Origin of the sequence: Synechococcus sp. A15-44 (genome assembly GCF_014280115.1) — a bacterium.
Classification (GTDB): domain Bacteria; phylum Cyanobacteriota; class Cyanobacteriia; order PCC-6307; family Cyanobiaceae; genus Parasynechococcus.
This window is the reverse complement of the sequence record NZ_CP047938.1, coordinates 1,296,463-1,320,171: the sequence shown is the minus strand read 5'-3', so window position 1 is coordinate 1,320,171 and position 23,709 is coordinate 1,296,463. Positions and strand designations below refer to the sequence as shown.

The 23,709-nt window shown below is 61.8% G+C and carries 30 protein-coding genes and 1 tRNA gene; 15 read left to right on the top strand and 16 right to left on the bottom strand.

The window, feature by feature from the left end; translation table 11 throughout:
- The 7 genes from SynA1544_RS07330 to SynA1544_RS07300 form a co-directional block, all read right to left on the bottom strand.
- Window positions 1-561 (bottom strand): peroxiredoxin, encoded by a 561-nt coding sequence (locus tag SynA1544_RS07330; protein ID WP_186512736.1) that lies wholly within the window; start codon window positions 559-561, stop codon window positions 1-3.
- Window positions 562-573: 12 nt separating this feature from the next.
- On the bottom strand, window positions 574-810 hold the full coding sequence (gene rpmB / locus SynA1544_RS07325) for a 50S ribosomal protein L28 (RefSeq protein WP_006850205.1): 237 nt from the start codon (window positions 808-810) through the stop codon (window positions 574-576).
- Between the two features lie 78 nt (window positions 811-888).
- Window positions 889-2,793 (bottom strand): molecular chaperone HtpG, encoded by a 1,905-nt coding sequence (gene htpG / locus SynA1544_RS07320; RefSeq protein WP_186512734.1) that lies wholly within the window; start codon window positions 2,791-2,793, stop codon window positions 889-891.
- A gap of 103 nt (window positions 2,794-2,896) precedes the next feature.
- The gene (locus SynA1544_RS07315; RefSeq protein WP_006851587.1) at window positions 2,897-3,121 is read right to left on the bottom strand and encodes a ferredoxin family protein; all 225 of its coding nucleotides are present in this window, start codon (window positions 3,119-3,121) and stop codon (window positions 2,897-2,899) included.
- Window positions 3,122-3,146: 25 nt separating this feature from the next.
- Window positions 3,147-4,325: an ATP phosphoribosyltransferase regulatory subunit gene (locus tag SynA1544_RS07310; protein WP_186497766.1), complete on the bottom strand. Its 1,179-nt coding sequence runs from the start codon at window positions 4,323-4,325 to the stop codon at window positions 3,147-3,149.
- 22 nt (window positions 4,326-4,347) lie between these two features.
- Entirely contained in the window at window positions 4,348-5,235 is an 888-nt protein-coding gene (locus SynA1544_RS07305) for an inositol monophosphatase family protein (protein WP_186512732.1), read from the bottom strand.
- Between the two features lie 2 nt (window positions 5,236-5,237).
- Complete coding sequence (locus tag SynA1544_RS07300) at window positions 5,238-5,606, bottom strand: 2Fe-2S iron-sulfur cluster-binding protein (protein ID WP_114989241.1); 369 nt, start codon at window positions 5,604-5,606, stop codon at window positions 5,238-5,240.
- A gap of 53 nt (window positions 5,607-5,659) precedes the next feature.
- Here SynA1544_RS07300 and SynA1544_RS07295 point away from each other — a divergent pair.
- Window positions 5,660-5,746 (top strand) — tRNA-Ser (locus SynA1544_RS07295).
- Between the two features lie 88 nt (window positions 5,747-5,834).
- Here the strand turns inward: SynA1544_RS07295 and pstB are convergent.
- The 3 genes from pstB to pstC are packed head-to-tail and all read right to left on the bottom strand — an operon-like array spanning window position 5,835 to window position 8,543.
- Window positions 5,835-6,656, bottom strand: a complete 822-nt coding sequence (pstB, locus tag SynA1544_RS07290) for a phosphate ABC transporter ATP-binding protein PstB (protein WP_186512731.1) — start codon at window positions 6,654-6,656, stop codon at window positions 5,835-5,837.
- A gap of 20 nt (window positions 6,657-6,676) precedes the next feature.
- Complete coding sequence (pstA, locus tag SynA1544_RS07285) at window positions 6,677-7,594, bottom strand: phosphate ABC transporter permease PstA (RefSeq protein ID WP_186512729.1); 918 nt, start codon at window positions 7,592-7,594, stop codon at window positions 6,677-6,679.
- A gap of 1 nt (window position 7,595) precedes the next feature.
- Window positions 7,596-8,543, bottom strand: a complete 948-nt coding sequence (gene pstC, locus SynA1544_RS07280) for a phosphate ABC transporter permease subunit PstC (RefSeq protein WP_186512727.1) — start codon at window positions 8,541-8,543, stop codon at window positions 7,596-7,598.
- A 125-nt stretch (window positions 8,544-8,668) separates the two neighbouring features.
- Here pstC and dnaK point away from each other — a divergent pair, with 125 nt between their 5' ends.
- From dnaK to murQ, 4 genes are read left to right on the top strand one after another with little or no spacing between them, the layout of a single operon-like run.
- A complete protein-coding gene (dnaK, locus tag SynA1544_RS07275; protein WP_186515377.1) occupies window positions 8,669-10,660 on the top strand; it encodes a molecular chaperone DnaK in 1,992 nt (663 codons plus the stop codon).
- Window positions 10,644-11,540, top strand: a complete 897-nt coding sequence (locus SynA1544_RS07270) for a DnaJ domain-containing protein (RefSeq protein ID WP_186515376.1) — start codon at window positions 10,644-10,646, stop codon at window positions 11,538-11,540. The genes dnaK and SynA1544_RS07270 overlap by 17 nt, the downstream gene beginning before the upstream one ends.
- A gap of 43 nt (window positions 11,541-11,583) precedes the next feature.
- Entirely contained in the window at window positions 11,584-12,057 is a 474-nt protein-coding gene (locus tag SynA1544_RS07265; RefSeq protein ID WP_186515375.1) for a DUF3110 domain-containing protein, read from the top strand.
- Between the two features lie 3 nt (window positions 12,058-12,060).
- Complete coding sequence (gene murQ, locus SynA1544_RS07260; protein ID WP_186515374.1) at window positions 12,061-13,011, top strand: N-acetylmuramic acid 6-phosphate etherase; 951 nt, start codon at window positions 12,061-12,063, stop codon at window positions 13,009-13,011.
- Here murQ and mtnP read toward each other — a convergent pair.
- Window positions 12,993-13,943 carry an S-methyl-5'-thioadenosine phosphorylase gene (mtnP, locus tag SynA1544_RS07255; protein ID WP_370594107.1) on the bottom strand — a complete coding sequence of 317 codons (951 nt, stop codon included), beginning with the start codon at window positions 13,941-13,943 and terminating at the stop codon, window positions 12,993-12,995. The genes murQ and mtnP overlap by 19 nt on opposite strands.
- Between mtnP and SynA1544_RS07250 the strand changes: the two genes are divergently transcribed.
- Window positions 13,942-14,385 carry a peptidylprolyl isomerase gene (locus tag SynA1544_RS07250; protein WP_186515372.1) on the top strand — a complete coding sequence of 148 codons (444 nt, stop codon included), beginning with the start codon at window positions 13,942-13,944 and terminating at the stop codon, window positions 14,383-14,385. The two genes, mtnP and SynA1544_RS07250, sit on opposite strands and share 2 nt — an antisense overlap.
- On the opposite strand, the gene ribBA is transcribed toward SynA1544_RS07250, so the two are convergent.
- Window positions 14,386-15,981 (bottom strand): bifunctional 3,4-dihydroxy-2-butanone-4-phosphate synthase/GTP cyclohydrolase II, encoded by a 1,596-nt coding sequence (ribBA, locus tag SynA1544_RS07245; RefSeq protein WP_186515493.1) that lies wholly within the window; start codon window positions 15,979-15,981, stop codon window positions 14,386-14,388.
- A 137-nt stretch (window positions 15,982-16,118) separates the two neighbouring features.
- Here ribBA and argC point away from each other — a divergent pair, with 137 nt between their 5' ends.
- Window positions 16,119-17,192, top strand: a complete 1,074-nt coding sequence (gene argC, locus SynA1544_RS07240; protein ID WP_186515492.1) for an N-acetyl-gamma-glutamyl-phosphate reductase — start codon at window positions 16,119-16,121, stop codon at window positions 17,190-17,192.
- On the opposite strand, the gene purN is transcribed toward argC, so the two are convergent.
- On the bottom strand, window positions 17,183-17,743 hold the full coding sequence (gene purN / locus SynA1544_RS07235) for a phosphoribosylglycinamide formyltransferase (protein WP_222930167.1): 561 nt from the start codon (window positions 17,741-17,743) through the stop codon (window positions 17,183-17,185). The genes argC and purN overlap by 10 nt on opposite strands.
- Window positions 17,744-17,815: 72 nt before the next feature.
- Between purN and SynA1544_RS07230 the strand changes: the two genes are divergently transcribed.
- The 4 genes from SynA1544_RS07230 to SynA1544_RS07215 are packed head-to-tail and all read left to right on the top strand — an operon-like array spanning window position 17,816 to window position 21,011.
- On the top strand, window positions 17,816-18,166 hold the full coding sequence (locus SynA1544_RS07230; protein WP_186515370.1) for a DUF1257 domain-containing protein: 351 nt from the start codon (window positions 17,816-17,818) through the stop codon (window positions 18,164-18,166).
- A 1-nt stretch (window position 18,167) separates the two neighbouring features.
- Window positions 18,168-19,865: a M61 family metallopeptidase gene (locus SynA1544_RS07225; protein WP_186515369.1), complete on the top strand. Its 1,698-nt coding sequence runs from the start codon at window positions 18,168-18,170 to the stop codon at window positions 19,863-19,865.
- Window positions 19,847-20,734: an N-acetylmuramoyl-L-alanine amidase gene (locus SynA1544_RS07220; RefSeq protein WP_186515368.1), complete on the top strand. Its 888-nt coding sequence runs from the start codon at window positions 19,847-19,849 to the stop codon at window positions 20,732-20,734. Before SynA1544_RS07225 ends, SynA1544_RS07220 begins: the two co-directional genes overlap by 19 nt.
- 37 nt (window positions 20,735-20,771) lie before the next feature.
- Window positions 20,772-21,011: a TIGR03643 family protein gene (locus SynA1544_RS07215; RefSeq protein WP_186515367.1), complete on the top strand. Its 240-nt coding sequence runs from the start codon at window positions 20,772-20,774 to the stop codon at window positions 21,009-21,011.
- Between the two features lie 17 nt (window positions 21,012-21,028).
- On the opposite strand, the gene SynA1544_RS07210 is transcribed toward SynA1544_RS07215, so the two are convergent.
- Window positions 21,029-21,328, bottom strand: a complete 300-nt coding sequence (locus tag SynA1544_RS07210; protein WP_255477770.1) for a hypothetical protein — start codon at window positions 21,326-21,328, stop codon at window positions 21,029-21,031.
- A gap of 391 nt (window positions 21,329-21,719) precedes the next feature.
- Here SynA1544_RS07210 and SynA1544_RS07205 point away from each other — a divergent pair, with 391 nt between their 5' ends.
- The 4 genes from SynA1544_RS07205 to SynA1544_RS07190 all read left to right on the top strand — a co-directional run bounded on the left by SynA1544_RS07205 (window position 21,720) and on the right by SynA1544_RS07190 (window position 22,781).
- The gene (locus tag SynA1544_RS07205) at window positions 21,720-21,935 is read left to right on the top strand and encodes a hypothetical protein (protein ID WP_255477769.1); all 216 of its coding nucleotides are present in this window, start codon (window positions 21,720-21,722) and stop codon (window positions 21,933-21,935) included.
- Window positions 21,936-22,037: 102 nt separating this feature from the next.
- Entirely contained in the window at window positions 22,038-22,121 is an 84-nt protein-coding gene (locus SynA1544_RS15040; protein WP_186515489.1) for a DUF3104 domain-containing protein, read from the top strand.
- Window positions 22,122-22,126: 5 nt separating this feature from the next.
- Window positions 22,127-22,360 (top strand): hypothetical protein, encoded by a 234-nt coding sequence (locus SynA1544_RS07195; RefSeq protein ID WP_186515366.1) that lies wholly within the window; start codon window positions 22,127-22,129, stop codon window positions 22,358-22,360.
- A gap of 112 nt (window positions 22,361-22,472) precedes the next feature.
- Window positions 22,473-22,781 carry a hypothetical protein gene (locus tag SynA1544_RS07190; protein ID WP_186515365.1) on the top strand — a complete coding sequence of 103 codons (309 nt, stop codon included), beginning with the start codon at window positions 22,473-22,475 and terminating at the stop codon, window positions 22,779-22,781.
- Between the two features lie 418 nt (window positions 22,782-23,199).
- Here the strand turns inward: SynA1544_RS07190 and SynA1544_RS07185 are convergent, their stop codons facing one another.
- Entirely contained in the window at window positions 23,200-23,454 is a 255-nt protein-coding gene (locus SynA1544_RS07185; protein WP_186515364.1) for a hypothetical protein, read from the bottom strand.
- Window positions 23,429-23,584: a hypothetical protein gene (locus tag SynA1544_RS07180; protein WP_186515363.1), complete on the bottom strand. Its 156-nt coding sequence runs from the start codon at window positions 23,582-23,584 to the stop codon at window positions 23,429-23,431. Before SynA1544_RS07180 ends, SynA1544_RS07185 begins: the two co-directional genes overlap by 26 nt.
- Between the last annotated feature and the right edge of the window lie 125 nt (window positions 23,585-23,709).

Sequence of the window (23,709 nt, the reverse complement as noted above, 5' to 3'; positions counted from 1 at the left end):
TCAAACGGCGGCTTTGGTCTGAAAAGACAGCAACGAATCCAGCACCTCGCGGGCGTGACCGTTGGGTCGAACCGCCACCCAGCGTTCACGCAAGACCCCGTCCGGATCGATCAGAAAGGTGTGGCGCAGCGAGTACGGCGCCATCCACGACCCGTAGGCCTTGCTCACGGTCCCGTCGGGATCAGACAAAAGGGGGAAGCTCAATCCTTCGCTCTCACAGAAGGATTCATGGTCGTCAACGCTGTCGGCGCTGATGCCGACCACGTCCGCACCGGCCTGAAGGAAGTCGTTGTGAAGGCTTTCGAAGCCCCTGGCTTCGATCGTGCATCCGCCGGTGAAATCCCTTGGATAGAAGTAAACCGCGACCCAGCGGCCGCGCAGATCACGGCTGCTCCATTGCTTCCGATCGGGTTCGGACTGGCTGGATCCAGGCAGATCGAAATCAGGCACGGTTGTACCCGTTTCCAAAACAACACCCCCGAGGGCCGAGGCCCGCGAGGGTGTGAGCGTCAGAGCTGCGAGGAAAAGGCCGGACTTGACTAGTAATTCCCGCCGATTCACCCGTTCAAGATCTCAGATCTTGGCCAGGTTAATGCCCAGAGACTTGGCGTAGGCGCCCAGACCTTTCTTCTGGATGGTTTTGAGGGCGCGGGTGGTGACACGCAGCTTCACCCAGCGGTTGCCTTCCGCCCACCAGAGACGACGCTGCTGCAGGTTGGCCTGCTGCAGCTTCTTGGTGCGGATGTGGGAATGGCTCACGGCCATGCCGTTGTTGGCGCGAGTACCGGTGAGCTGACACACCCGTGACATGACGATGTCCTTCTGCTGAGAGGTTGTTGGAGCTGAAAAACCAGTTCCAAACAACCAATTTAGCAAAAGGTGTTCAGGTCAAAGTCCTCTCTGCATCAAGGCACCCATCAATTCAGCGCTGCGGGTCTGGAAACCGGCCAGCTCATTGGGCTCCAGCCCCCCGACGCCCAGGCGCGCCATGTCATACAGATGGCGGGCCACATCCTCGGACAGGCTTGCGGTCGGCGATGTTTCCGCCGCTCCCACCAGCACGCCACCGGCACGCAACTTCAGCATCCCCTCCACAAGGGGGTGGCGCCGGTTGACCAGCAGCACGTGATGCTCCGGAAGGCCCGGCAGGCGTTGTTCCATCAAGGCGCCCATGTCGTTCAGCCGGCGCATCTGTTCCGGCAGAAGAATCATGGCCGGCGGTGCCCCCTCGGCTTTCAGGGCCTGCACCTGAACGGTCACCTTGTCGTTGGCGAGGGCCGCTTTGATCAGATCACGCAGTCGGTCTGACTCGGTGGTGCCGTCCTGATCGGTGAGTTCGGCATCGTTGTCCTTCAGGCTTTCGTCCAGTTCCGAGTCGACGCGCTGGAAGGTGAGTTCCTCATGGCGATGTTCCAGCCAGGGGATGAATTGGGTGTCGATCACCGTCTCCAGCTTCAGCACTTCCGCGCCCTGGGAGGTCCAGAGGTTGAGCGCACCGGCCTGGGCAACGTCATCGGTGCTGTAGAGCACACGCTTGTTCTGATCCGCGGCCAGTCGGCTGCGGTACGCCTCCAGGGTGGTGAAGGCACGGCCATCGCAGGCGATCGGGTCAGCGTCGTCCCCTTCTCCTGCTGCAGCAGTGGTGGCGAACAGGATCAGTTCAGACACCTGTTCGGCGAACTTCTCGTCCTCCATGGCGCCGATCTTCACGAAGGGTGCCAGGGCATCCCAGGCTTCGGCGTAACCCTTGGGATCCTCCTTTTTCAGGTTCCGCAGCCGGTCGGAGACTTTCTTGGCGACGAAGTTGCCGATGGAGCGAACGCGTCGGTCGGTTTGCAGAGCACTGCGGCTCACGTTCAGGGGGATATCGGGTGAATCGATCACCCCCCGCAGGGGCAACAGGTAGCGCGGAACGACCTCCTTGATCGAATCGCTGACGAACACCTGGTTGCAGTACAGCTTGATTTCCCCCTTCTCCCAGTCGGCACGTCCGGTCTGCTTGGGGAAGAAAAGAATGCCCTGGAGGTTGTAGGGATAGTCGGTATTGAGGTGAACCCAGAGCAGGGGATCGCCCTGGAAGGGATAGAGGTAGTGGTACAGGTCGATGTAGTCCTGATCACTCAGGTCTCTGGCGCTTTTGCGCCAGGGGGCATCCATCTTGTTGATGGTTTCCCCTTCCAGCTGCACCGGTACTGCCATGAAGTCGCAGTAGGTGTTGATCAGGGTGCGGATCCGAGCCGGTTCGAGATATTCGAGCTCGTCCTCCATCAAATGAAGGATCACGTCAGTGCCGGGCTGGTCTTTCTCGGCGGCAGTGAGGCTGAAGTTCGGGGAGCCATCACAGCTCCAGCGCACGGCCTCAGCCTCGGGCCGGGCTGAACGGGTCAGCAGCTCAACCCGCTCGGCCACCATGAAGCTGGAATAGAAGCCAAGGCCGAAGTGGCCAATGATGGCGTCGTTTTCCTGCTTGTACTTCTCCAGGAAATCCTCGGCGCTGGAGAAGGCCACCTGGTTGATGTAGCGCTTCACCTCATCGGCGGTCATGCCGATGCCGTTGTCGCTGATGGTGAGCGTTTTGGCTTCGCGATCCACACTGATCCGAATGGCCCCGTCATCCCCTTCACTGCAGTCGCCGGCCATCGCCGCCATGCGGCGCTTGCTGATGGCGTCGACGCCATTGCTCACCAGCTCCCGCAGAAACACCTCATGGCCGGAATAAACGGCCTTCTTGATGATCGGGAAAATGTTTTCGGTGTGGATCTGAATCTGACCCTGTTCTTCCAGCACCGCCATTTCTTTGCTGTGAAAAACCAGACACTAGAGACAGGTTTTACCCGGGCTCAACGGCTGTTTCAGGGGGTTCTCCGTACCTTTTACCTACGTCCCTTGGTCCAGCTCAGGGCGTCTTCTGCAGGTCAGGGCGCTCTTCAGCAACGATGGCTCCCTCAACGGGACACACCTGCAGGCAGATACCGCAATCGATGCAGGTGTCGAAATTGATCCAGTAGAAGTCAGTGCCCTTCTTGTTCTTTCCTTTGCCTTGGTCGATACAGGCCACAGGGCAGGCATCAACGCAGTCAGCGATGCCCTCGCAAACGTCAGTGACGATGGAATGAGCCATGGAGGTCCTGCTTCACAGCGGGATCCTAAGGATCGACCCAATCCAGCTGCAGACCACCCTGGGCCTTCGCCTGCTGCTCAGCCTCCTGCTTGGACGCCAGGGGTTCCAGGGCCATCACGGCGGTGCGTCCCTGCTCGTGCCAGCCGCGCTGACGCTCCATGGCGGATTCCAGATTCGAGGCCGTTGAAAAGGCAACGAGAACATCGGACTGCTCCTGTTCGGCAGCATCCAGGTCTGAAATCAGTTCGCGGATCGGATCGATCGCGAGGCTGAACCCTGCGCCAAAAGCCCGGTCATCCGTTGCGCCGCAACGGCGCACCAGATCGTCGTAGCGGCCGCCGCGGGCAATCACCACCGGTGAACTGCGGCCATCACAGACCAGCTGGAACACCAGGCCGGTGTAGAGCTCGAAATGGGGTTGAAAGGTTGGATCCAGCTGGATCGTCACCGCCTGAGCCTGAGCTGCCGAGGCGAGATGCGCACAGAGGCGCCGCAGCTCATCGAAGACCGGCTGTTCCCCGCAGAGACTGCCGAGCTGCGTCAGCACCTGGTCGGGGGTGCCACGGCAGTCCAGCAAGGAGAGCAGCCTGGTCTTCTCAGCGTCGGCCAGATCGAAGCCCTCGATGGCCAACCGGTCGAAATCGATCAATGCCGTGCGGATCTGATCACGCAACGCACCGCTGAACGGACGCAGCACCAGATCCATCAGAGCGGTGTGACCCAGCAACAGCCTTGGTTTTTGGCTGGCCTGCAGCCCCAGGGTCTGAACGGAGGCCATCAGCAGGCTGAGCAGCTCCATCTCCGCCTCGCTGCCACTGACGCCGAACAGTTCAACGCCGCTCTGAAGGTTTTCCTCAATGCACTGACCACCCTCATCGGCGGAACGGGTGCGAAACACCGTGCCAGAGGCCCAGAGCCGCAGCGGTCTCTGGCGATCTGCAAATCGGGTGCAGGCGGCTCTGGCGATGGATGCCGTCATCTCCGGGCGCAGCCCGAGGGGGTCATCAGCCACCAGACGAACAATGTCTGAGCTGTCGATGGCACCGCCGGCCATCAGGGTGGCCAGGCGTTCCACCCGGGGTGGCGAGACCTCGTCGTAGCCCCAGAGGCGGTACACCGACGCCAGACGTTCCGTCAGCTGTCGGTTGGTCTCCACCTGACGTGGATTCAGATCCTTTGCGCCAGCTGCAGGTTGCAGCGCCATCTCACGTCCTCTCGGCCACGCCTCAGGATCCCATGGCCGTGACCTCGGGCGCTCCGAAGGCGGCTCCAGGCAGTGGTTGCACCAGAGACAGCCCCTCGGTGATCGCCGCATGCAGGCTGGCGCCAGCGGCAACGACCCGGCCACTGGAGAGATCGAAGGGTCGATTGCCATAGCCGGTGACGGTTCCACCGGCCAGATCCACCAACGCCACGCCAGCGGCCAGATCCCAGGGAGACAGGCCCCGTTCCCAATAGCCGTCCTGGCGGCCAGCGGCCACGAAGGCCAGGTCCACCGCTGCAGCACCGCCCCGGCGCACGCCGTGGGTGCGATGGGTGAACCAGCAGAACTCGGCGTAGTTGTTGTCGAGTCGGGTGTGCCGGTCGTAGGCGAACCCGGTGACCAGCAGGGAGTCTTCGAGCCGATCACAACTGCTCACCTGCAGTGGTCTGTCGTTGCAGAACGCTCCGACCCCCGGTGCCCCCCAGTACATCTCCTTCAGAAAGGGCACAGCGATGGCCCCGAGGATGGGCTGCTGGCCCAGGGTAAGTCCGATCGAGGTGGCAAAAAAGGGGTAGCCGTGGGCGAAGTTTGTGGTCCCATCGAGGGGGTCAACACACCACCTCAGGCCGTCCTGCTGACCGGCTGCCCCGCTTTCCTCCGCCAGCACGGCAATCTCAGGGGTTTGCTCCGCCAGCAGCTCCAAGACGATGCGTTCGGCAGCAAGGTCGGCATTGGTGACCAGGTCGCCGATGCGGCCTTTGCTTTCGATGGACGACAGGCGCCCGTAGTGGCGCATCAGTTCCTGGCCACCGGCATCGGCCGCAGATCGGGCCACGCCGACAAGACGCTCCAGATCGCTTGGGGTGAGACCGGCTTCGTGGGCGGCACGGGTGCAGATCGATTTCGGCATGTTCACTCCTCCTCGAGGGGAATGCGAGCTGTGACGCGCCCTTTGCCGAAGTGGCGACCGAACTGGAGCTCGTACACCTCATCCTCATCCTGGGTTTCAGCCTCCAGGGGGCCGATGGCGCGGGCCACGCAGAGCAGGCCGTAGCCCTTGTCCCTCAGCTCCCGCGACAGACCCATGGCTTCGCGCTGGTCGAGGTTGCCGCTCTGCACGCGAACGGCGCACTCCGTGCAGCATCCGTTTCTGCAGGAGAAAGGAAGTGGGTCACCCTGCTCTTCGAAGCTGTGAAGGATGTAGTCCCCCTCAGGGACGTCGTGGGTGATGGTGCGACCCTCTTGGCGCCAGTGAATCGTGATCCTGTGGCTGGGACGCATGAAGGTCTGCTGGCAGTGCCCTGCTACATTCTCACCTGCCCCATTTAGCCGGTGGAGAGCTGGCCGAGTGGTCGAAGGCGCAGCACTGGAAATGCTGTATAGGGGCAACTCTATCGAGGGTTCGAATCCCTCGCTCTCCGCTTCTCCGGTCCTTCAGGACCGGATTTTTTTTGCCCTTTTCGAGGCCTGAAGGCCCAATCACGGCCTTGCCTGGGGCTGGCTCGGCGATCAGCCGAAACGACCGGAAACGTAGTCCTGGGTGGCCTGCTGTTGGGGGGCGTTGAAGATCTTGTCGGTCTCGTTGAATTCCACGAGGTAACCGACCTTTCCGGTTCCGCCTTCAACGGCCTCTGCGTTGTAGAAGGCGGTCATGTCGCTGACGCGAACGGCCTGCTGCATGTTGTGGGTGACGATCACGATGGTGAAGCTCTTCTTGAGCTCATGCATCGTCTCCTCGATCTTCAGCGTTGAGATGGGATCAAGGGCTGAGCAGGGCTCATCCATGAGGATGACCTCTGGCTGGATCGCGATCGTGCGCGCGATGCAGAGGCGCTGCTGCTGTCCGCCGGACAGCGAATAGCCGCTCTCATTCAGCTTGTCTTTGCACTCATCCCAAACCGCCGCCTGGCGGAGGGAACGCTCAACCAGCTCATCCATGTCTCCTGTGTAGCCATTGATGCGAGCGCCGAAGGCGATGTTTTCGTAGATGCTTTTCGGAAATGGGTTGGGTTGTTGGAACACCATCCCGATCCGGCGGCGCACCTCCACCGGATCAATCTTTGCTCCGTAGAGGTCAACTCCTCCAAACAGGATGCTTCCCTTCAGTGAGCAGCCTTCGATCAGATCATTCATCCGATTCAGCGCACGAAGCACTGTGGACTTTCCGCAACCAGATGGGCCAATGAAGGCTGTCACCTTGCCCCGGGGTATCTCGCAGTAGACGTTTTTGACGGCTTCGAAAGCGCCGTAGCTGATCGTGACGTTCTGCAGGGAAAGGGCGACGTCTGCGTTGTGGGATTGGGTGGCTTGGGGCTGTTGAAGAGTCGTCATTGTTTTAAAGAGAAAGTGGTTTATTTGGCAGCAAATCGCGCCAGCCAGCGGGAAAAGAGGTTCAGGGCCAGGATCATCACCACGAGCACAAAAGACGCGGCCCACGCCAGCTCGTTGTGAAATTCGTAGGGCATGATCGCGAAGTTGTAGATCATCACCGAGAGGGTCGCGATTGGAGCGAAAATGCCATCCGGTGTGAGCAGATCCGACCAGAACGGTGAGAACAGAGCGGTGAAGATCAAGGGAGCTGTTTCGCCTGCTGCTCGGGCAATGCCCAGCACAACCCCTGTGGCTATCGGGGTTAATGCGGCGGGGAGGGTGATTCGAACTACGGTGACGAACCGGGATGCCCCCACGCCGAGGGCACCACGCCGGAGATCGTCGGGCACCAGCTTCAGGCCTTCGTCGGTGGTTTTGATCACTGTGGGAAGCATCAGCACCGCCAGTGCCATGCCTCCGGCCACGGCGCTGTAGGCGTTCCCGAACAGAATTCGACTGGTGACGATCGTGCCGTAGATGAAAACGCCAGCGATGATCGAAGGAACCCCGGCCAGCACATTGGTGCCGAAGCGGATGAACTGAGCGAACCACCCCGAGCGGGAGTATTCAGCCAAAAACACGCCGCCGCCGACGCCGACCGGTATGGCGATCAAACCTGCGATGGCCGTCACCACCAGCGTTCCAACGATCGCATTGGCAATGCCGCCGTCTTCGAGGCCTGGCGGTGGTGGAAGTTGCGTCAGCAGGGCCAGGCTGATCTTGCTGCCCCCCTGCACGATCACGTAACCCAGCACCAGAACCAGGGGCAGCACAGCAATCACGGCGAAGATCGCGGCGATGAGTGAAAGAACTCCGCTGCCGATGTTCCTGCGCAGAAAAGGCCTGTAGCTGAGATCAGGGCCCGAGCCGGGGAGATTTTGGCTAAGTGTCTGTGTCATGTCAGTACTTCAGGCTCAAACGCTTCACGATCCACTGGGCAAAAATGTTCACCGCCAGTGTCAGAACGATCAACACGAAGGCTGCATACATCAGTGACGACACCTGGGAGCCGTCGGCCTCACCAAACTGATTGGCCAGCATTGCTGCAATCGTGTTGCCCGGCGCCAGCAGCGAAATACTGAAGTTGTTGGAATTGCCGATGATCATGGTCACGGCCATGGTCTCTCCCATGGCGCGGCCCAAGGCCAACATCACACCACCAATGATCCCTGAAATCGCTGCCGGGAGGATCACATTGATGATGGCCCCCCAGCGGGTTGTGCCCACCCCATAGGCCGCCTGGCGCAGTTGCGGCGGAACCTGATTCAGGCAATCACGAGAAATGGCTGTGATGATCGGCAAGACCATCACAACCAGGATCAACACCGCAGGAATGGTGCCAGGACCCATCGGTGGAGTGCTGAACAGGGGGAACCAATTGAACAGCTGATAGAGAAGTTCAAGCCCAGGTCTGATGAACGGTTCCAACACGAAAATGGCCCAGAGGCCAAGCACCACCGATGGAATCGCCGCGAGCAGCTCCACCATCAGGCCGATCACGTCCCTGATCTGCTTGGGAATGATGTTTTCGGTGATGAAAATGGCTGTGCCAACCCCGAGGGGCACCGCGATCAGCAAGGCCAGCAGCGATGTAATCAGGGTGCCGTAGATCGCGGCCCCCGCCCCGTACTGGTCGTCCACCGGATTCCAGTCTGAGGTGACCAGGAACTGCCAGCCGTAACGGGCCATGGAATCCAGGCTCCCGTGGAAAACCACCACGAGAATTGAGAACAGAACAATCGCCACGACGGAAGCCATGGCGATGGCGAGATTTTTGAAGCCGATGTCCACCAGTTTTTCCGCTGGTGGACGAGTCCGGAGCAGGTAACGACTGTCCGCGTTGGACATGCATCCACAGGCGTGCCTTAACAACGTATGACCCAAATTGCTTGAGGTCATTAAGAACGGCTTAAGCGGGGGGGCTGGAGCCGGTTTGAACCTGCCGTTAGCGTGGGGATCAAGTTTTCATGGATATGGGGCGGATCGTCGGAATCGATCTGGGGACCACCAATTCGGTTGTCGCTGTGCTGGAGGCAGGTCGCCCCCACGTGATCGCCAATGCCGAGGGCGGCCGAACCACCCCATCCGTCGTCGGATACACCAAGGATCAGGAACTGTTGGTGGGTCAGCTGGCAAGGCGCCAGCTGGTGCTCAGCCCCCGCAACACCTTCTCGAACCTGAAGCGGTTCGTCGGCCGGGACTGGGACGAACTGGACGACAGCAGCCTCTCGGTTCCCTACACGGTGCGTGCCAACGACCAGGGGCAGGTTCGGGTTCCCTGTCCGGTGACCGAGCGGGAATACGCGCCCGAAGAACTGGTGGCCAGCATCATTCGCAAGCTTGTCGATGACGCATCCACTTATCTGGGTGAACCGGTGGAAGCGGCGGTGGTGACCGTGCCCGCTTACTTCAACGACGCACAGCGCCAGGCCACCCGCGACGCCGGACGGCTGGCGGGCATCTCGGTGGAGCGCATCCTCAATGAGCCCACCGCAGCTGCTCTGGCCTATGGCTTTGACCGCAGCGCCGTCAAACGGGTCCTGGTCTTCGACCTTGGTGGCGGCACCTTTGACGTGTCGCTGCTGCGCATCGCCAACGGCGTTTTTGACGTCAAGGCGACGAACGGTGACACGCAACTCGGCGGCAACGATTTCGATCAACGCATCGTCAACTGGCTTGCCGATGCCTTTGAAGAGGAGCACAAGGTTGATCTGCGCCGCGATCGCCAGGCCCTGCAGCGGTTGACGGAAGCGGCTGAGAAGGCGAAGCAGGAACTCTCCGGCGTGCTGAGCACCCCGATTTCGCTTCCCTTCATTGCCACCGGCAGCGATGGTCCGCTGCACATCGAAACCCGCCTGGACCGCGCCACCTTCGAAGGGCTCTGCCCCGATCTGCTGGATCGTCTGCTGAGTCCGGTCCAGGCAGCACTGCGCGACTCCGGTTGGTCAGCTGACGACATCGATGACGTCGTGCTGGTGGGTGGTGCCACGCGGATGCCGATGGTTCAGCAACTGGTGCGCACCCTCGTGCCGATCGATCCCTGCCAATCGGTGAACCCCGACGAGGTGGTGGCGATCGGTGCCGCCGTTCAGGCGGGGATCCTCACCGGTGAGCTCAGGGATCTGTTGCTCAACGACGTCACCCCCCTGTCGTTGGGACTGGAGACCATCGGCGGATTGATGAAGGTGCTGATTCCCCGCAACACGCCGATCCCCGTGCGTCAGTCCGATGTGTTCAGCACCTCGGAAGCCAATCAGTCGTCCGTGGAAATTCACGTCTGGCAAGGGGAGCGCCAGATGGCGACGGACAACAAATCCCTCGGACGTTTCCGGCTCTCCGGGATTCCACCCGCCCCGCGGGGGGTGCCCCAGGTGCAGGTGGCCTTCGACATCGATGCCAATGGCCTGCTGCAGGTCAGTGCCACCGACCGCACCACCGGCCGCAAGCAGTCGGTGTCGATTCAGGGCGGCTCGAACCTCAATGAGGAGGATGTGACCGCTCTGCTGGCGGAAGCGGAGGCGAGGGCTGATGAGGACAGGCGCAAACGCAACCAGATCGAGCGCCGCAACCGGGCTCAGACCTTGCTCGCTCAGGCGGAACGGCGGCTGCGGGATGCCTCGCTTGAGCTGGGGCCCTATGGCGCTGAACGGCAGCAACGGGCTGTTGAAATGGCCATGCGTGACGTGCAGGACTGCCTCGCCAACGACGACCTTCAGGAGCTTGATCTCTGCGTGAGTGGTCTTGAAGAGGCCTTGTTTGGGTTGAACCGTCGGCTGTCGGCGGAACGTCAGGCCGATGGCAGCCCGCTTCAGGGAATCCGCAACACCCTGGGCTCCCTCAAGGATGAGCTGTTTGCCGATGACTGGGACGACGACCCCTGGGGTCCCCCCAGCCGTCCGGGTGACCGTGGCCGTGGCCTGAGCCGGCGTGACCCTGCACCTTGGGACGATGACATCTACCGCTGAGCCTGATTACTGGTCTCTGCTGGGGGTTGATTCCGACTGCACGGATCAGCAACTGAAACGGGCCTTTCGCCGGGAGGCGCGCCGCTGGCACCCCGATCTCAACAGCAACGATCCCGTTGCTGAAGAGCGCTTCAAGCTGGTGAATGAGGCCTATGCGGTGCTCAGCGATCCCCGCCGGCGTGAGGCCTGGCAGCGGGGGGGTGGCTCCCGTGCGGATGTTGCTGATCCCTTTGCCCAGGGATTCCCAAATTTTGAGGACTACCTCGATGTGATCTTCGGCGGTGGAACAGGACGTTCCTCAGTTGAGGTTGAGGACGAGCCCGATCCCCCCTTCCGAAGTCCGGTGTCGGCACCGCCGCCGCCGCCGCCGGTGCGTGCCGTGGAAGATCTCGAGTCGGTGGTTCATCTCACTCCGGATCAGGCTCTCCAGGGAACCGTGGTGGAACTGACGCTCGATGACGGCACCGTGATCGAGCTGAACACGCCCCCCTTTGCTGGGGATGGCTGGCGTCTGCGGCTTGAGGGCGTTGCCCCTGGCGGCCGTGATCATTTCCTGCAGCTCCGGGTCGTGACCGACGACGGGCTGCAGATTGATGGTCTGCGGGTGCTCTACAAGCTGATGCTGTTCCCACCGGATGCAGCCCTCGGTTGCGCTGTGGATGTGCCGACCCTGGATGGTCCTGTGACGCTGCAGGTTCCTCCAGGCTCATCCAGTGGACGTTTGCTGCGGCTGCGGGGGCGCGGGCTGCAGCTGGATGACGAGCGGGGTGACCAGTTGGTGGAGATCGTTGTGGTGATTCCGTCCGATCTGGGTGATGCGGAACGGGCCCTCTACCGACGTCTTCAGGAACTGGCGAGCGAATCCTGGCAGGGTGGTTGACGATGGGTGAGACTCCGGACCGGTTGATCTGACGGTTTTCCCGATGCGCGTCCACGTCCTGCTCTTTGATGCCGGTACGGATAGCGAAGGCATCCACTCGCTTGAAATCGCCGGACGAACCGTGGTTCTGCTGTTTGAGAACCCCGACGATGCCGAGCGGTATGCCGGTCTTCTGGAGGCCCAGGACTTTCCGGTTCCGACGGTGGAGGCCCTGGATCGGGAAGACGTGGATCTGTTTTGCCGTGAGGCCGGTTACGAGGCCCGGCTGATCGAGTCGGGCTTTGTGCCGAGCAATGACGAGGAGCGTCTGTTCATGGCGCCGCCCCAGAGCAACCGCGATGTGAGCAACTGGAAGGACGACGCGGTTTCGAACGATCCGGTTTCGAACGAGGCTGTTTCTGACGGCGGGGTGGCAGAGCAGCAGGCCGGGGAGCCGGCGCGCCAGGGACTGGAGACCGAGCTGGAATCGAATCCTGAACTGGATGAGCTGCGTCGGCGCCTGGAGGGTCTGCTCTGAGCCATGGCCGTTTTCGACCCCGATCTGCAGCCCTCCAGCGACCGCGGCCACCTGCTCACTGAGCAGAGCAACCAGCGCAGCTCACGCCTGGATCAGCTCGACACCCTGGCGCTGGTGGAGTTGTTTGCAGACGAGGATCGTCGCCCCCAGGAGGCCGTCGCCGCGGTGGCCCCGGCCCTGGCCCAGGCGGTTGATGCCGTTGCCGAGCGCCTCCGTGCCGGAGGCCGGCTCTTCTATCTGGGTGCTGGCACCTCCGGACGGCTGGGGGTGTTGGATGCCGCGGAATGTCCGCCCACCTTCTGCAGTGATCCCCAACAGGTTCAGGGGGTTCTCGCCGGTGGCTCCGCCGCGTTGCTGCGCAGCTCGGAAGGGCTTGAGGACATTGAGGCCGCCGGACGTGCGGATCTCGAGGAGAGGGGCTTCTGCGCCAAGGACTGCCTGGTGGGCATCGCCGCCGGCGGCACCACCCCCTACGTGCGCGGTGGGCTGGCGTTCGCCAAAAGCATCGGAGCCCTCGCCATCGCCATGGCCTGTGTTCCTACGGAGCAGGCGCCCCTGCCCTGCGACATCGACATCCGCCTGCTCACGGGCCCTGAATTGCTGACGGGATCCACCCGGATGAAGGCTGGAACCGCCACAAAACTGGCCTTGAACACCCTCTCCACAGCCGTGATGGTGAAGCTGGGCAAGGTCTACGGCAACCGCATGGTGGACGTGGCCGCCAGCAACAGCAAGCTGGTGGACCGGTCGCTGCGGATCCTGCGGGATCTTGCTGGTGTGGAGCGGGAGCGGGGGCTGACGCTGCTGGAGGAGGCCGGCGGATCGGTGAAACTCGCCCTGTTGATGGCTGCAGCAGTCTTGTCGGTGGACCAGGCCAAGGCTCTTCTGCAGCAGCACAACCAACAGCTGCGGCCGGCCTTGGCCGCCTGCGGCGCTCAGCTGGCGGAAGCCTGATCGAATGGTCCCCAGTAGGGGGCGGTGAACAGATCAAGGTTGGACCGGGTCTGTTCCGGGACTTGATCTTTGGGGGTGATCAGGGCGTTGGCGAGGGCTGTGTGGGCCGGCGAGTCGGGAGGGTCCTGTTTGAGCCGCTGCATCAATCCACTCAGGATCGGTTCGGTGGCTGAGGCATTGGCCTGAAGGTTGCCGATCACCATCTCCACCGAGACAGCGTCGTGATCCTCATGCCAGCAGTCGAAGTCGGTGACCATGCTCAGGGAGGCATAGGCCAGTTCGGCTTCCCGGGCCAGACGGGCTTCGGTGTGATTGGTCATCCCGATCACCGAACATTCCCAGGAGCGGTAGAGCTTGCTTTCGGCCCGGGTGGAGAAGGCGGGGCCCTCCATGCAGAGATAGGTGCCACCGCGGTGCAGCCGTCGACCCTCCGGCAAACCCTGTTCGGCGGCATCGGCCAACAGGGCACTCAAATTGGGGCAGAAGGGGTCCGCAAGGCTGACGTGGGCCACGCAGCCGTTGCCGAAGAAACTGGCGGGCCGGTCCCGGGTGCGGTCGATGAACTGATCGGGCACGACCATGTCGCGCGGCTGCAGATGCTCCTGCAGCGACCCCACCGCCGAGAGCGAGATCAGCCAGCGCACCCCCAGGGAACGCATCGCCCAGATGTTGGCCCGGTAGGGCACTTCACTGGGAAGCAGATGATGATGGCGGCCGTGGCGGGCCAGGAAGACGGTTTCGACGCCCTCGAGCTCACCCAGGCGCAGTTGGTCGGATGGTGCTCCGAAGGGTGTGTCGATCGTGCGTTCCTCCACCTGGCGCAAGCCGGGGATCGAATAGAGGCCGCTGCCGCCGATCACACCGACGCGGGCTTGGGAGAGGTCGGGCATGGTCGGCGTCTCTTTACACTCCAATTTTGCTCGCGCCACCATGACCAAGGCCTTGATGGACACTGAAGCAGGCCTGATCGAGCTCGAGCTGTTCGAAGCCGATGCCCCGAAAACCGTCGCCAACTTCGTGAAGCTGGCCAAGGATGGCTTCTACGACGGTCTGGCCTTTCACCGCGTCATCCCCGGCTTCATGGCCCAGGGGGGATGCCCCAACAGCCGTGAAGGCGCCCGCGGCATGGCCGGTACCGGCGGCCCCGGCTACCAGATCGATTGCGAGATCAACCAGCAGAAGCACCAGGCCGGCACCCTGGCTATGGCCCATGCCGGCCGCAACACCGGCGGCTCGCAGTTCTACATCTGCCATGAGGCCCAGCCTCACCTCGATGGTGTGCACACCGTGTTCGGTCACACCGGCAACATGGATGTGGTGCTGAAGCTGGCCAACGGCTCCAAGATCAACAAAGTGACGATCCAGGAAGGCTGATCAGCTCCGGGTCCAATGCAGCAGTGACGGCCCGTTTTCGAGCAGTCCGTCACTGCCCAGGTTGATCAACTCATTGAGTTGATGCTCCACCCGTTCAAGGGTCTGGGGAGGGTGCAATGCCATCCGCTCCGTGGGAACGCGCATCAGACCCACCCGCTCGGTGGCCGCCAGGGCCGCCAGGCTCTTGAGCAGGGGGGTTGCATCGGCGCCGTCGGGAATCAGTTTCCAGACGAATTGCGGTCGATCCCACAGCGCTAACAAGCGGGGTTCATGCAGGGCCTCAAGGCTGAAGCCATGGCGCTGGGCGATGGCCTCCACTTCCTGGCGAATGGTGGGCCAGCTTTCGGGGCCCACGTTCACCGCCAGGGCCAGCACCACACAGGGACTCTCGGATTCGAACAGATGCCCGAGCTTCTCCCGCTTGGCCGCCAGGTAGTCGGCGTTGTGGGCACCGGGGTCCATCACCAGCGGCACCCGCTCCTCCACCTGCAGGCCATAGCCGCCGAGGCCGGCGATCTTGCGGGGGTTGTTGGTGAGCAACCGCAGCCGATGGATGCCGAGGTCGGAGAGGATCTGTGCGCCGACGCCGTAGTTGCGCAGATCCGCCGGGAAGCCAAGCCGCTCGTTGGCTTCAACGGTATCGAGCCCGGCTTCCTGGAGGCTGTAGGCCTTCAACTTGTTGATCAGGCCGATGCCCCGCCCTTCCTGGCGCAGATAAACAACCACTCCCTCGCCTTCCGCTTCGATCTGGCGCAGGGCCGCCTCCAGCTGGGGCCGGCAGTCGCAGCGCAGTGAGCCGAAGGCATCGCCGGTGAGGCATTCGGAATGCATGCGCACCAGCACGGGTTCGCTCAGGGCATTGGGCTCACCCTTGATCAGGGCAACGTGTTCGGAGCCATCCAGTTCGTTGCAGTAGCCCACCGCCTGAAAGCTGCCGAAGCGGCTGGGCATCTGGGCCTGGGCCATGCGGCGAACGAAGCGCTCGTTCTCCAGCCGGTAGCGGATCAGGTCAGCAATGCTGATCAGCTTCAGCCCCCAGCGATCGGCGTAACTGCGCAGCTCCGGCAAGCGGGCCATGGAGCCATCGCTGTTCTGGATTTCACAGATCACTCCGGAGGGGCTGAGGCCCGCCAGCTGAGCCAGATCCACAGCGGCTTCGGTGTGACCGGCCCGTTTGAGCACGCCGCCGGGGCGGGCGCGCAGGGGAAAGATGTGCCCAGGGCGACGCAGTTCGGCTGGCCGTGTGGCTGGGTTGAGGGCCACCTGAATCGTGGCGGCGCGGTCTTCGGCGGAGATGCCGGTGGTCACCCCATGCTCGATGCCGGCATCGATGCTCACGGTGAAGGCCGTCTCGTTGGCATCGGTGTTGCGGTCCACCATCAGCGGCAGATCCAGTTCGTCCAGCCGCTGTCCCTCCATGGCCAGACAGATCAGGCCCCGTGCCTCGGTGGCCATGAAGTTGATCGCTTCCGGGGTGGCGAACTGGGCCGCGCAGATCAGATCGCCTTCGTTCTCCCGTTGTTCGTCGTCCACTACGACAACGCATTCCCCATTGCGGATCGCCGCCAGGGCGTCGCTGATGGCATCAAACGCGATCGGTTCGTTCGCGGGGTCAAGGGAACTGGGGTTCAGGAGCCTGGTCGCCGGGAGATGACTTCATTATTGATCTCTGTACGATCGACCGTTGGCTGGTTGGTTCAATGGCAGGCAGGACAACGTCGGCGGTAGAAGCGATGGCAACGGTGAAGGGCGGACGGGTTGCTGTGATCGGCGCCTCCGGCTACGGCGGCCTGCAGACGATCCGTTTGCTTCAGGGCCACCCCGGCCTGTCTGTGAGTTTTCTTGGCGGTGAACGCAGTGCTGGCCAACGCTGGAGCTCCGTCTGCTCCTTCCTGCCCCTGCCGGATGACCCAACGGTGGAATCAGCGGATCCGGATCGGATTGCGGCCTGTTCCGATTTTGCTGTTCTGAGCCTCCCCAACGGCCTGGCCTGTCAGTTGGCACCGCAACTGCTGGAGCGGGGTGTGCGGGTGGTGGACCTCTCCGCCGACTTCCGCTACCGCTCCCTGGAGCAGTGGCTGCAGGTGTACGCCAAGGAGGCCGGCTCCCTCAACCGTCAGGATGCTGAGCTCTGCAGCAGTGCCGTTTACGGCCTGCCGGAATGGAACGTCCCTGCCATCGCTGACGCGAAGCTTGTTGCCGCTCCGGGTTGCTTCCCCACCGCCAGCCTGCTGCCCCTGCTGCCGTTCCTCAAGCAGGGCCTGATCGAGACCAGCGGCATCATCATTGATGCCAAGACGGGCACCTCCGGCGGAGGGCGCGTGCCGAAGGAGGCGATGCTGCTGGCAGAGGCCTCGGAATCCATCGCGCCATACGGCGTGATCGGCCATCGCCACACCTCTGAGATCGAGCAGATGGCAATGGAGGTGGCTGGCCAGGAGGTGCGGCTTCAGTTCACACCGCATCTGGTGCCGATGGTGCGTGGTCTGCTGTCCACGGTGTATGCCCGCTTGCGCGATCCCGGTCTCACCGCAGAAGATTGCACCACGGTTCTGGAGGCGATCTACCGCCACCACCCCTGCGTTCAGGTTCTACCGGTGGGCACCTATCCCGCAACCAAGTGGGCGCGCCACACCAACCGTGCTCTGCTGTCGGTTCAGGTGGACACCCGCACCGGCCAGCTGGTGTTGATGAGTGCCATCGACAACCTGATCAAGGGTCAGGCCGGGCAGGGCGTGCAGTGTCTCAACCTGATGGCGGGTCTCGCTCCGGAAACGGGCCTGCCCTTGCAGTCGTTCTATCCCTGACGCCAGCTTGGCTTGAGCTCAGCCAGTGCTTTTGGCAGGAGCAGGTGTTCCTGCTCCTGAATCCGTTTGGCGAGCCTGGCGTGGTCATCCCCATCGAGAACGGGAACGGCGGCCTGGGCCAGGATCGGACCGGCATCCAGTTCCTCGGTGACGATGTGCACCGTGCAGCCGGTGATTTTCACCCCGGCCTGCAGGGCCTGCCCGATGGCATCCAGGCCACGGAAGCTGGGCAGCAGTGAGGGGTGGATGTTGATCAGTCGATCGGAATAGCCGCTGATCAGCACTTCGGTGACGATCCGCATCCACCCCGCCATCACCACCAGTTCCACCTGGTCGGCGCGGAACAGGCGCACCAGTTCGCCGTCCAGCTCGCGCCGGTCCTTGATCAGGCGATGGTCAAGCACCGACACCGGAATGCCGAGACGCTCCGCCCGCTGCTGGGCACCACAGCCCGGATTGTTCACCACCAGCCGCTGGATCCGCGCGTTGAGATTCCCTGTCTGAATGGCCTGGGCCAGGGCCTCGAAGTTGCTGCCGCTTCCGGATGCCATCACCCCCAGCTGCAGCGGGGCCTGGTCAGCTCGATTGTTGTGGCTAGGGTCAGTCAAAGCGGGGTTCGGTCCATGTCCCATCTCTCCATCCTGCCGACTGTCTTCACCGACCTTGAGCGTCTGGTGCAGGCCCTTTGTGATGAAGGCTTCACCGTGAAGCGATCGACCGAATTGCAGGGATTTGCGGACGACTCCCATGCCGTGGATGTGCTCGCATCCCAAGGTTCAGCCCTGCCCCTGGGCTGGACCCAGCGCCAGGACGGCACGATCGTGATGCATGGCGACATCCAACGGATCAGCCGCCAGCCCGGGCTGGAGCAGCGCCTGCAGCGGGTGACCCGCCGCTATGCCCTGCTTCACGCCATCGACGAGGTGCGCCTTGGTGGAATGGGTTCCGCTGAGCTGTTCCTGCAGACCAACTGACGTGTTCGAACCGGTTCAGATCCGGCTCGATCTGAGCCATCCCGAAACACAGACCATTGCGGTGTCCATTCAGTGGACACCGCAGACCCAACGCCAGACCTTCCAACTGCCGGTGTGGACACCGGGGTCCTACACGGTTCGTGATCACGCGCAGCACTTGCACAGCCTGCAGCTGCTGGCCAATGGTGAGGAGCTGCCGGTGCGTCGCATGGCGCCGCACCAGTGGCTCTGTGATCTGCCGGATCTGAGCCCGCTCACGCTCAACTATCAGCTTGAAGCCCGGGATCTGACCGTCCGCACTGGGTTGCTGGATCCTGATTTCGCCTCGCTCTGCCTCGCTGCTGTGGCGATGGAGATCGACGGCTGCCGCTGGTCACCACATCATGTTGCCGTCAAGGCCCCGGAGCACTGGAGTGTGCATCTGCCCCTGGAGGTCACAGCTGAGGGCTGGGTTGCTGCTGATTTCGATGCCCTTGTGGATAGCCCGCTGCATGCGGGGCCGTTCCAGGCGGAAGCCTTCACGGTGGAGGGCAAGAGCCATGAGCTGCTGCTCATCGGCACGCCGCCGATGGGTTGGCCGCCAAACTTCATCAGCGACATCGAAAAGGTGTGCAGTGCCACCTGTCGCTTGCTGAGAACCCCTCCCCCGGCGGGGGACCGCTACCAGCTGGTGCTTCAACTGCTTGATCAGGGCTATGGCGGCCTGGAACACGACCACAGTGCTGTGCTGCAGTTCAGCTGGTCGGCTCTGGCCAAGCCCAAGGGGTACCGGCAGCTGTTGCAGCTGATCGGCCATGAATACCTGCACCAGTGGAATGTGCGGCGGCTGCGGCCTGTTGAGCTTCGCCCCTATGACTACGGGCAGGCGGTGATCACCGAAGGCCTCTGGTTTGCCGAGGGAATCACCAGCTACTTCGACCTCAGCCTCCCCCTGTTGGCGGGCTGTTCGGATCGACCGACTCTGCTCAAGGATCTGGGGGAGGAGCTGTCCAGCGTGCTGATGTCACCCGGTTGCTCGATCCAGTCGTTGGCGGCCAGTGCCCGTGAGGCGTGGATCAAGCTGTACAAAGCCACGCCAGCCTCACGGGACAGCCAGATCAGCTACTACCGCCTCGGTGCGGCGGTTGCCTTCTGCCTCGACGTGCGCCTTCGCCAACGTGGTCACTCCATGGCCGCAATCCTGCGGGAGTTGTGGCATGGCCCCGGCCGTCAGGCCCGTGGCTACAGCCGTGATCACATCAAGGCGGCCGTGGCTCGTTGGGATCGCGATCTTGCGACGGATCTGGATCAATGGCTGGATCAACCCGAGGCCCTTCCACTGATCGATTGTGTGGAGGCTCTGGGGCTGCGCATGGACCCTGTGCCGCTCAAGCATCCCGACCATGGACTCGCCCTCAAGGACGCTGAGGGAGCCGCTTTGATTCAGCGGGTGCGGCGCGACAGTCCCGGGCAGCGGGCTGGACTTGTGGTGGGCGATGAGCTGTTGGCGATCAATGGCTACCGGGTGCGACGCAGCATTGACCTTTCCGTTCTGCTTGAGAAGCAGGAATGTGTGAACGTCACCTACGCACGCCGAAGCCTGATGAAGGAGACCCGTCTGTTTCCTGACACGGGTGTAGACCATTGGACGTTGGATTGGGATCCTGGGTGCACAACGGAACAACGGCAGTTGCGGGATCGATGGTTCGAGATCGTTTAAGCCGTTGCTTGAGCGGAGTGTTGAACCGCGTTGAGCAGCACCGGTCGCTCGCCATCAGCGGGGCTGCAGTGGGGGCGTTGGCTCTGGGACTGACCGGTTGGCTGTTGATGGATCAAGGGGAGCTCTCCCCTGTGGTGATCGAGCGTGGTCGCCAACGGGAGGACAACCCCTCCTCCTCGCTGCCGTTACCGCCGAAATCACGCTCCTGGCAGTCGCCTTTGGCTCGTCAGTGTTCGGGTGTTGATACCGCGTTGCGGTCGCGTTTGAACCAGCTCGAGGCCCGCTCGGGTTCCTGGCGCTCGTTCGTCAAGATCGATCCAACCAATTTCGGAGAGCGCTACGACAAGGATGCCTACGGCCGTGTGATCGACGCCACGCCGAGGGTGGTGGTGTTGCACGAAACCGTTTACTCGCTGAGCTCCGCCTTGAACACTTTCATGACGCCCCACCCGCGGGATGAAGATCAGGTGAGTTATCACACGTTGGTGGGCCAAGACGGGCGCGTTCTGGATCTGGTGGATCCGTTGAGCCGGGCCTACGGCGCGGGATATTCAGCCTTTCTGGGGGAGTGGGCGATCACCAACAAGAAACTCAAGGGCTCCGTCAACAACTTCGCCTTGCACCTGAGCCTGGAAACTCCGCCTTCGGGGGCGAATTCCTATGGATCCCATGCGGGCTACACCACGCAGCAATACGACGCGCTGGCCTTGGTCCTGTCCAGTTGGATTCGCTCCTTCAATCTGCCGCCGGCGGCGATCACCACCCATCGCCATGTCGATCTGGGCGGAGAACGGGGTGATCCCCGCAGTTTCGACTGGTCGAAACTTCAGACGCGGCTGGCGGCCCTCGGTGACCTCTGCGTGAGCTGAAGCGTCGTTAGAATTCGCATCTCTGTGTACTGCGTCGGTGATAACGCTCCCCAGCGAAGATTTCGATCGAATCATCGAAATGGCCTGGGAAGACCGCACTCCTTTCGAGGCGATTGAATTTCAATTCGGACTTTCCGAGCCGCAGGTGATCGCACTGATGCGCCAACAGATGAAAGCGTCGTCGTTCAAGCTCTGGCGCAAGCGGGTGAGCGGACGCAAAACCAAACACGCAGCCACCAGCCGCTCCGATCGGTTCCGGGCGAGCTGTCACAAGTGATTGGGACCTGCTTCGGTTCAGCGCAAAACGCCTCGCAGGATCCCTTCAACAAGGCCAGCCGGAATCATGCCCCGGGAGAAGCTTGTTGGTGCGTTGCGGTAGGTCGGCCTGGAGATCAGACTCGCAGCCACCTGCCCCATCACTCCGGTAAAAGAGGCAATGTCATCTGGGCGCTGTGCCGGAGTGGTGAAAGCCCTGACGCAGCCATAGAAATCCCTGGCGTCTCTGCACTTCGCTGCCACTTCGGCGTCCACCTGAGCCAGTGCGGCTGATGGAACAAACAGGCCAAAGGCCAGGGGTAACAGGAGTTGTTTCATCGATTCACCGTGCTGGATTCATGCTTCTCCCACCAGCGGGTTTCCGCATCCCCCAAATGGGGGAGAGGCGGAGCGGCTTCTCTCCCTCAACTGAGGGGGTGCCATTCCCATCACCCTGAACAAATGGTTCCGGTGGGTTTTACGGGTCACCAATGACCCGTTGGGTTGGAAAGCCTCCCGCAACGATTCCAAGAACGGCATTTCAGCGGTCAGCTTGTTCAGTGCTAAGAGGTGATGGCCATGGGGCGAGTTTTCGGTGCTGAGGCTTGCGGCCTGATGTTGTGCCTTCGTCAGTCGGCAAAACAGCGGCGGCGTGGAGCTGTGCGGCCATAGAGCTCATTGCCTTCAGAGGCAAATCAGCCGATTGTGTGTCTTCTGTTGATGGCTGGCTGTGTTTCTTCTCAGTGCAGCGGAAAGGCGTTTTGCCTTCACGTCGTTTGCCATCAAGGTGGTGATTTTTTGGATTGCCCAGTTGGTGGTCTGCGTCTTGGATCCGCGACGGCTGGTGTGCAGCTTCGTCGAGAAGGGGTTTCTGCCCTGCCTCGTCAGCTTTGCGGTGATGGATTTTCTAGTGATCCCGCAGCTCAGGCGTCGCTGGGACGGCTAACCCCGTTGCCAAAACTGGCGGACTACGGCTACTCGTCCGCTCTTTCTGAAGGGGTCTGTCGGTTGAAGATTCGAGCGGCGTTGCAGCGCCTAAAGAGGACCTCTGTTTCGGGTCGCTAATGTCGATACGGGCGTTATCCAATGGGTCAAGGCTGACCTTGTGACTCACATCGTTCCAAGCGATTGAGATGAGTGCTGACCTGGTATCAAATGACGTGCCAAGGGGCTGACAATGTCGTTAGCGTCAATGGCATGAAATTTCCGAATCTGGCCTACATCGGTGGTGGCGTGATCGTTGTGGTCATGTTTTTGGCTGTTTTCATTGGCGGTGCGAACGCTGGTGACTGCCCTCGCGGCAAGTCAGTTGAACCAAACGCAGTAGAGGCCCATCACAACTCCGACGAAAAGGCTGACGTCGAAGCCTGATCTGACCAGCACTGCCACCTGATGGTGGGCTGAGCGCCTGGGGCGGGGTCTCCGCAATGCGTGAAAACCCACGACATCGACGGCATCATTGGTAGCTCCTTGTCAGATGTCGATGAGACTTCTTCTGGCTTCCTTGCTAACAGCTTCTGCTGTTTTTGGGGGCGCCTCCGCCGTGGCATTACCTCCTCTTGATGAGCTTGAGATCGCGCTTCAAGGTGAGGCTCAAGGTTGGCTCAACGCGACTTGCACCTATTACGACCTTGGCTGGATCAGTGAAGAGCAAGGTCGATACGCAGTCCTGCGGCTGACGACTCTCATCAAGGGTGAATATCTCGGAGATGAAGCAGTCAATCGGGCAAAGAAGGCGGCCTTAGATCGTGATCCTGGTTGCCAAAGCATCTGGGCTGAGCCTGGGACGTGATGGTGTGATGTGAGCGGGGAACGCTCAAGGAAGTCACGACTGACCCATGACTCTGATGCCTCTTTGCTGATAGCAATACAACACCCATTAAGGGAAAAGCATGGGGCGCTGAGTTGTCGCGATCTATCTCTCGACAAGAGCTCACACGCATCACCCCGCCATCGCTGGCGGGGTGATTTGTTTTTTCGATGTGATCAAGCAGCCCTGAAGGATGTCGAGGGCTGCTTGTTGTGTGGGTTACAGATATGGGTATGGCTATGGATTTGGGTATGGGTGTTGATCAGTAGGTGTGAGCTGGAGCAGCGGGGTAGGCGCCATAGGGGTGCATGGTCTGGGGATCAGCCATGGGGGGCTGTGGATAGCCGGGGACGTAGTTGACGGTTGTGGGTGAGCCGTAAGCCGGGCGTGGCTGCTGGGCCTAGAGTTGGAGCTGGAGTTTGAGCAGTTCGAGTTCTTGTTGCTGCTTCATCAGAGCGAGTTCGGCTTCTGAAGGACCAGCGGGTGCAGCGGGTTGTTGCTTTTGCTGCTGGCTGTTGAGGATCAGACCGGTGACGAGGTTGCCGCCGAGGTCGAGGAGCTGTGATTGTGTTTCGTGGCGACGGTTGCGAGAGGCTTCTTTGGAGGCCCACTTGCGTGCATCGCTGCAGTCACGGCCGCCGGCAGTGAAGGCCAAGGGAGCTGGAATCGCAATTGCCGTAGATGCCAAAGGAGTCATAGACATCAGCGCGTGCAGCTGGAGCGACCACAGAGATGACGGAAGCGCTGAGGGCGAGGGAAGCGGCGGTGAAGGAGTTGAAGGACATGACGGAGAAGTGATTGTCGAATCACCCAGTGGATCGGGCTGAGATCACTGTCCGCGGCAAAGGCGTTTGAGGAGTTGATGGGAGTCTCTGCTGGTTGTGAGCTTGGTCACACAGATATGGAAGAA

What these genes read in the sequence shown, in the direction of transcription:
- rpmB (WP_006850205.1), bottom strand. Translation starts at nt 810, where the DNA reads ATGTCACGGGTGTGTCAGCTCACCGGTACTCGCGCCAACAACGGCATG.
- htpG (WP_186512734.1), bottom strand. Translation starts at nt 2,793, where the DNA reads ATGGCGGTGCTGGAAGAACAGGGTCAGATTCAGATCCACACCGAAAAC.
- SynA1544_RS07315 (WP_006851587.1), bottom strand. Translation starts at nt 3,121, where the DNA reads ATGGCTCATTCCATCGTCACTGACGTTTGCGAGGGCATCGCTGACTGC.
- SynA1544_RS07310 (WP_186497766.1), bottom strand. Translation starts at nt 4,325, where the DNA reads ATGGCGCTGCAACCTGCAGCTGGCGCAAAGGATCTGAATCCACGTCAG.
- SynA1544_RS07305 (WP_186512732.1), bottom strand. Translation starts at nt 5,235, where the DNA reads ATGCCGAAATCGATCTGCACCCGTGCCGCCCACGAAGCCGGTCTCACC.
- SynA1544_RS07300 (WP_114989241.1), bottom strand. Translation starts at nt 5,606, where the DNA reads ATGCGTCCCAGCCACAGGATCACGATTCACTGGCGCCAAGAGGGTCGC.
- pstB (WP_186512731.1), bottom strand. Translation starts at nt 6,656, where the DNA reads ATGACGACTCTTCAACAGCCCCAAGCCACCCAATCCCACAACGCAGAC.
- pstA (WP_186512729.1), bottom strand. Translation starts at nt 7,594, where the DNA reads ATGACACAGACACTTAGCCAAAATCTCCCCGGCTCGGGCCCTGATCTC.
- pstC (WP_186512727.1), bottom strand. Translation starts at nt 8,543, where the DNA reads ATGTCCAACGCGGACAGTCGTTACCTGCTCCGGACTCGTCCACCAGCG.
- dnaK (WP_186515377.1), top strand. Translation starts at nt 8,669, where the DNA reads ATGGGGCGGATCGTCGGAATCGATCTGGGGACCACCAATTCGGTTGTC.
- SynA1544_RS07270 (WP_186515376.1), top strand. Translation starts at nt 10,644, where the DNA reads ATGACATCTACCGCTGAGCCTGATTACTGGTCTCTGCTGGGGGTTGAT.
- SynA1544_RS07265 (WP_186515375.1), top strand. Translation starts at nt 11,584, where the DNA reads ATGCGCGTCCACGTCCTGCTCTTTGATGCCGGTACGGATAGCGAAGGC.
- murQ (WP_186515374.1), top strand. Translation starts at nt 12,061, where the DNA reads ATGGCCGTTTTCGACCCCGATCTGCAGCCCTCCAGCGACCGCGGCCAC.
- SynA1544_RS07250 (WP_186515372.1), top strand. Translation starts at nt 13,942, where the DNA reads ATGACCAAGGCCTTGATGGACACTGAAGCAGGCCTGATCGAGCTCGAG.
- mtnP (WP_370594107.1), bottom strand. Translation starts at nt 13,943, where the DNA reads ATGGTGGCGCGAGCAAAATTGGAGTGTAAAGAGACGCCGACCATGCCC.
- argC (WP_186515492.1), top strand. Translation starts at nt 16,119, where the DNA reads ATGGCAACGGTGAAGGGCGGACGGGTTGCTGTGATCGGCGCCTCCGGC.
- purN (WP_222930167.1), bottom strand. Translation starts at nt 17,743, where the DNA reads ATGGCATCCGGAAGCGGCAGCAACTTCGAGGCCCTGGCCCAGGCCATT.
- SynA1544_RS07230 (WP_186515370.1), top strand. Translation starts at nt 17,816, where the DNA reads ATGTCCCATCTCTCCATCCTGCCGACTGTCTTCACCGACCTTGAGCGT.
- SynA1544_RS07220 (WP_186515368.1), top strand. Translation starts at nt 19,847, where the DNA reads ATGGTTCGAGATCGTTTAAGCCGTTGCTTGAGCGGAGTGTTGAACCGC.
- SynA1544_RS07210 (WP_255477770.1), bottom strand. Translation starts at nt 21,328, where the DNA reads ATGAAACAACTCCTGTTACCCCTGGCCTTTGGCCTGTTTGTTCCATCA.
- SynA1544_RS07190 (WP_186515365.1), top strand. Translation starts at nt 22,473, where the DNA reads ATGAGACTTCTTCTGGCTTCCTTGCTAACAGCTTCTGCTGTTTTTGGG.
- SynA1544_RS07180 (WP_186515363.1), bottom strand. Translation starts at nt 23,584, where the DNA reads ATGTCCTTCAACTCCTTCACCGCCGCTTCCCTCGCCCTCAGCGCTTCC.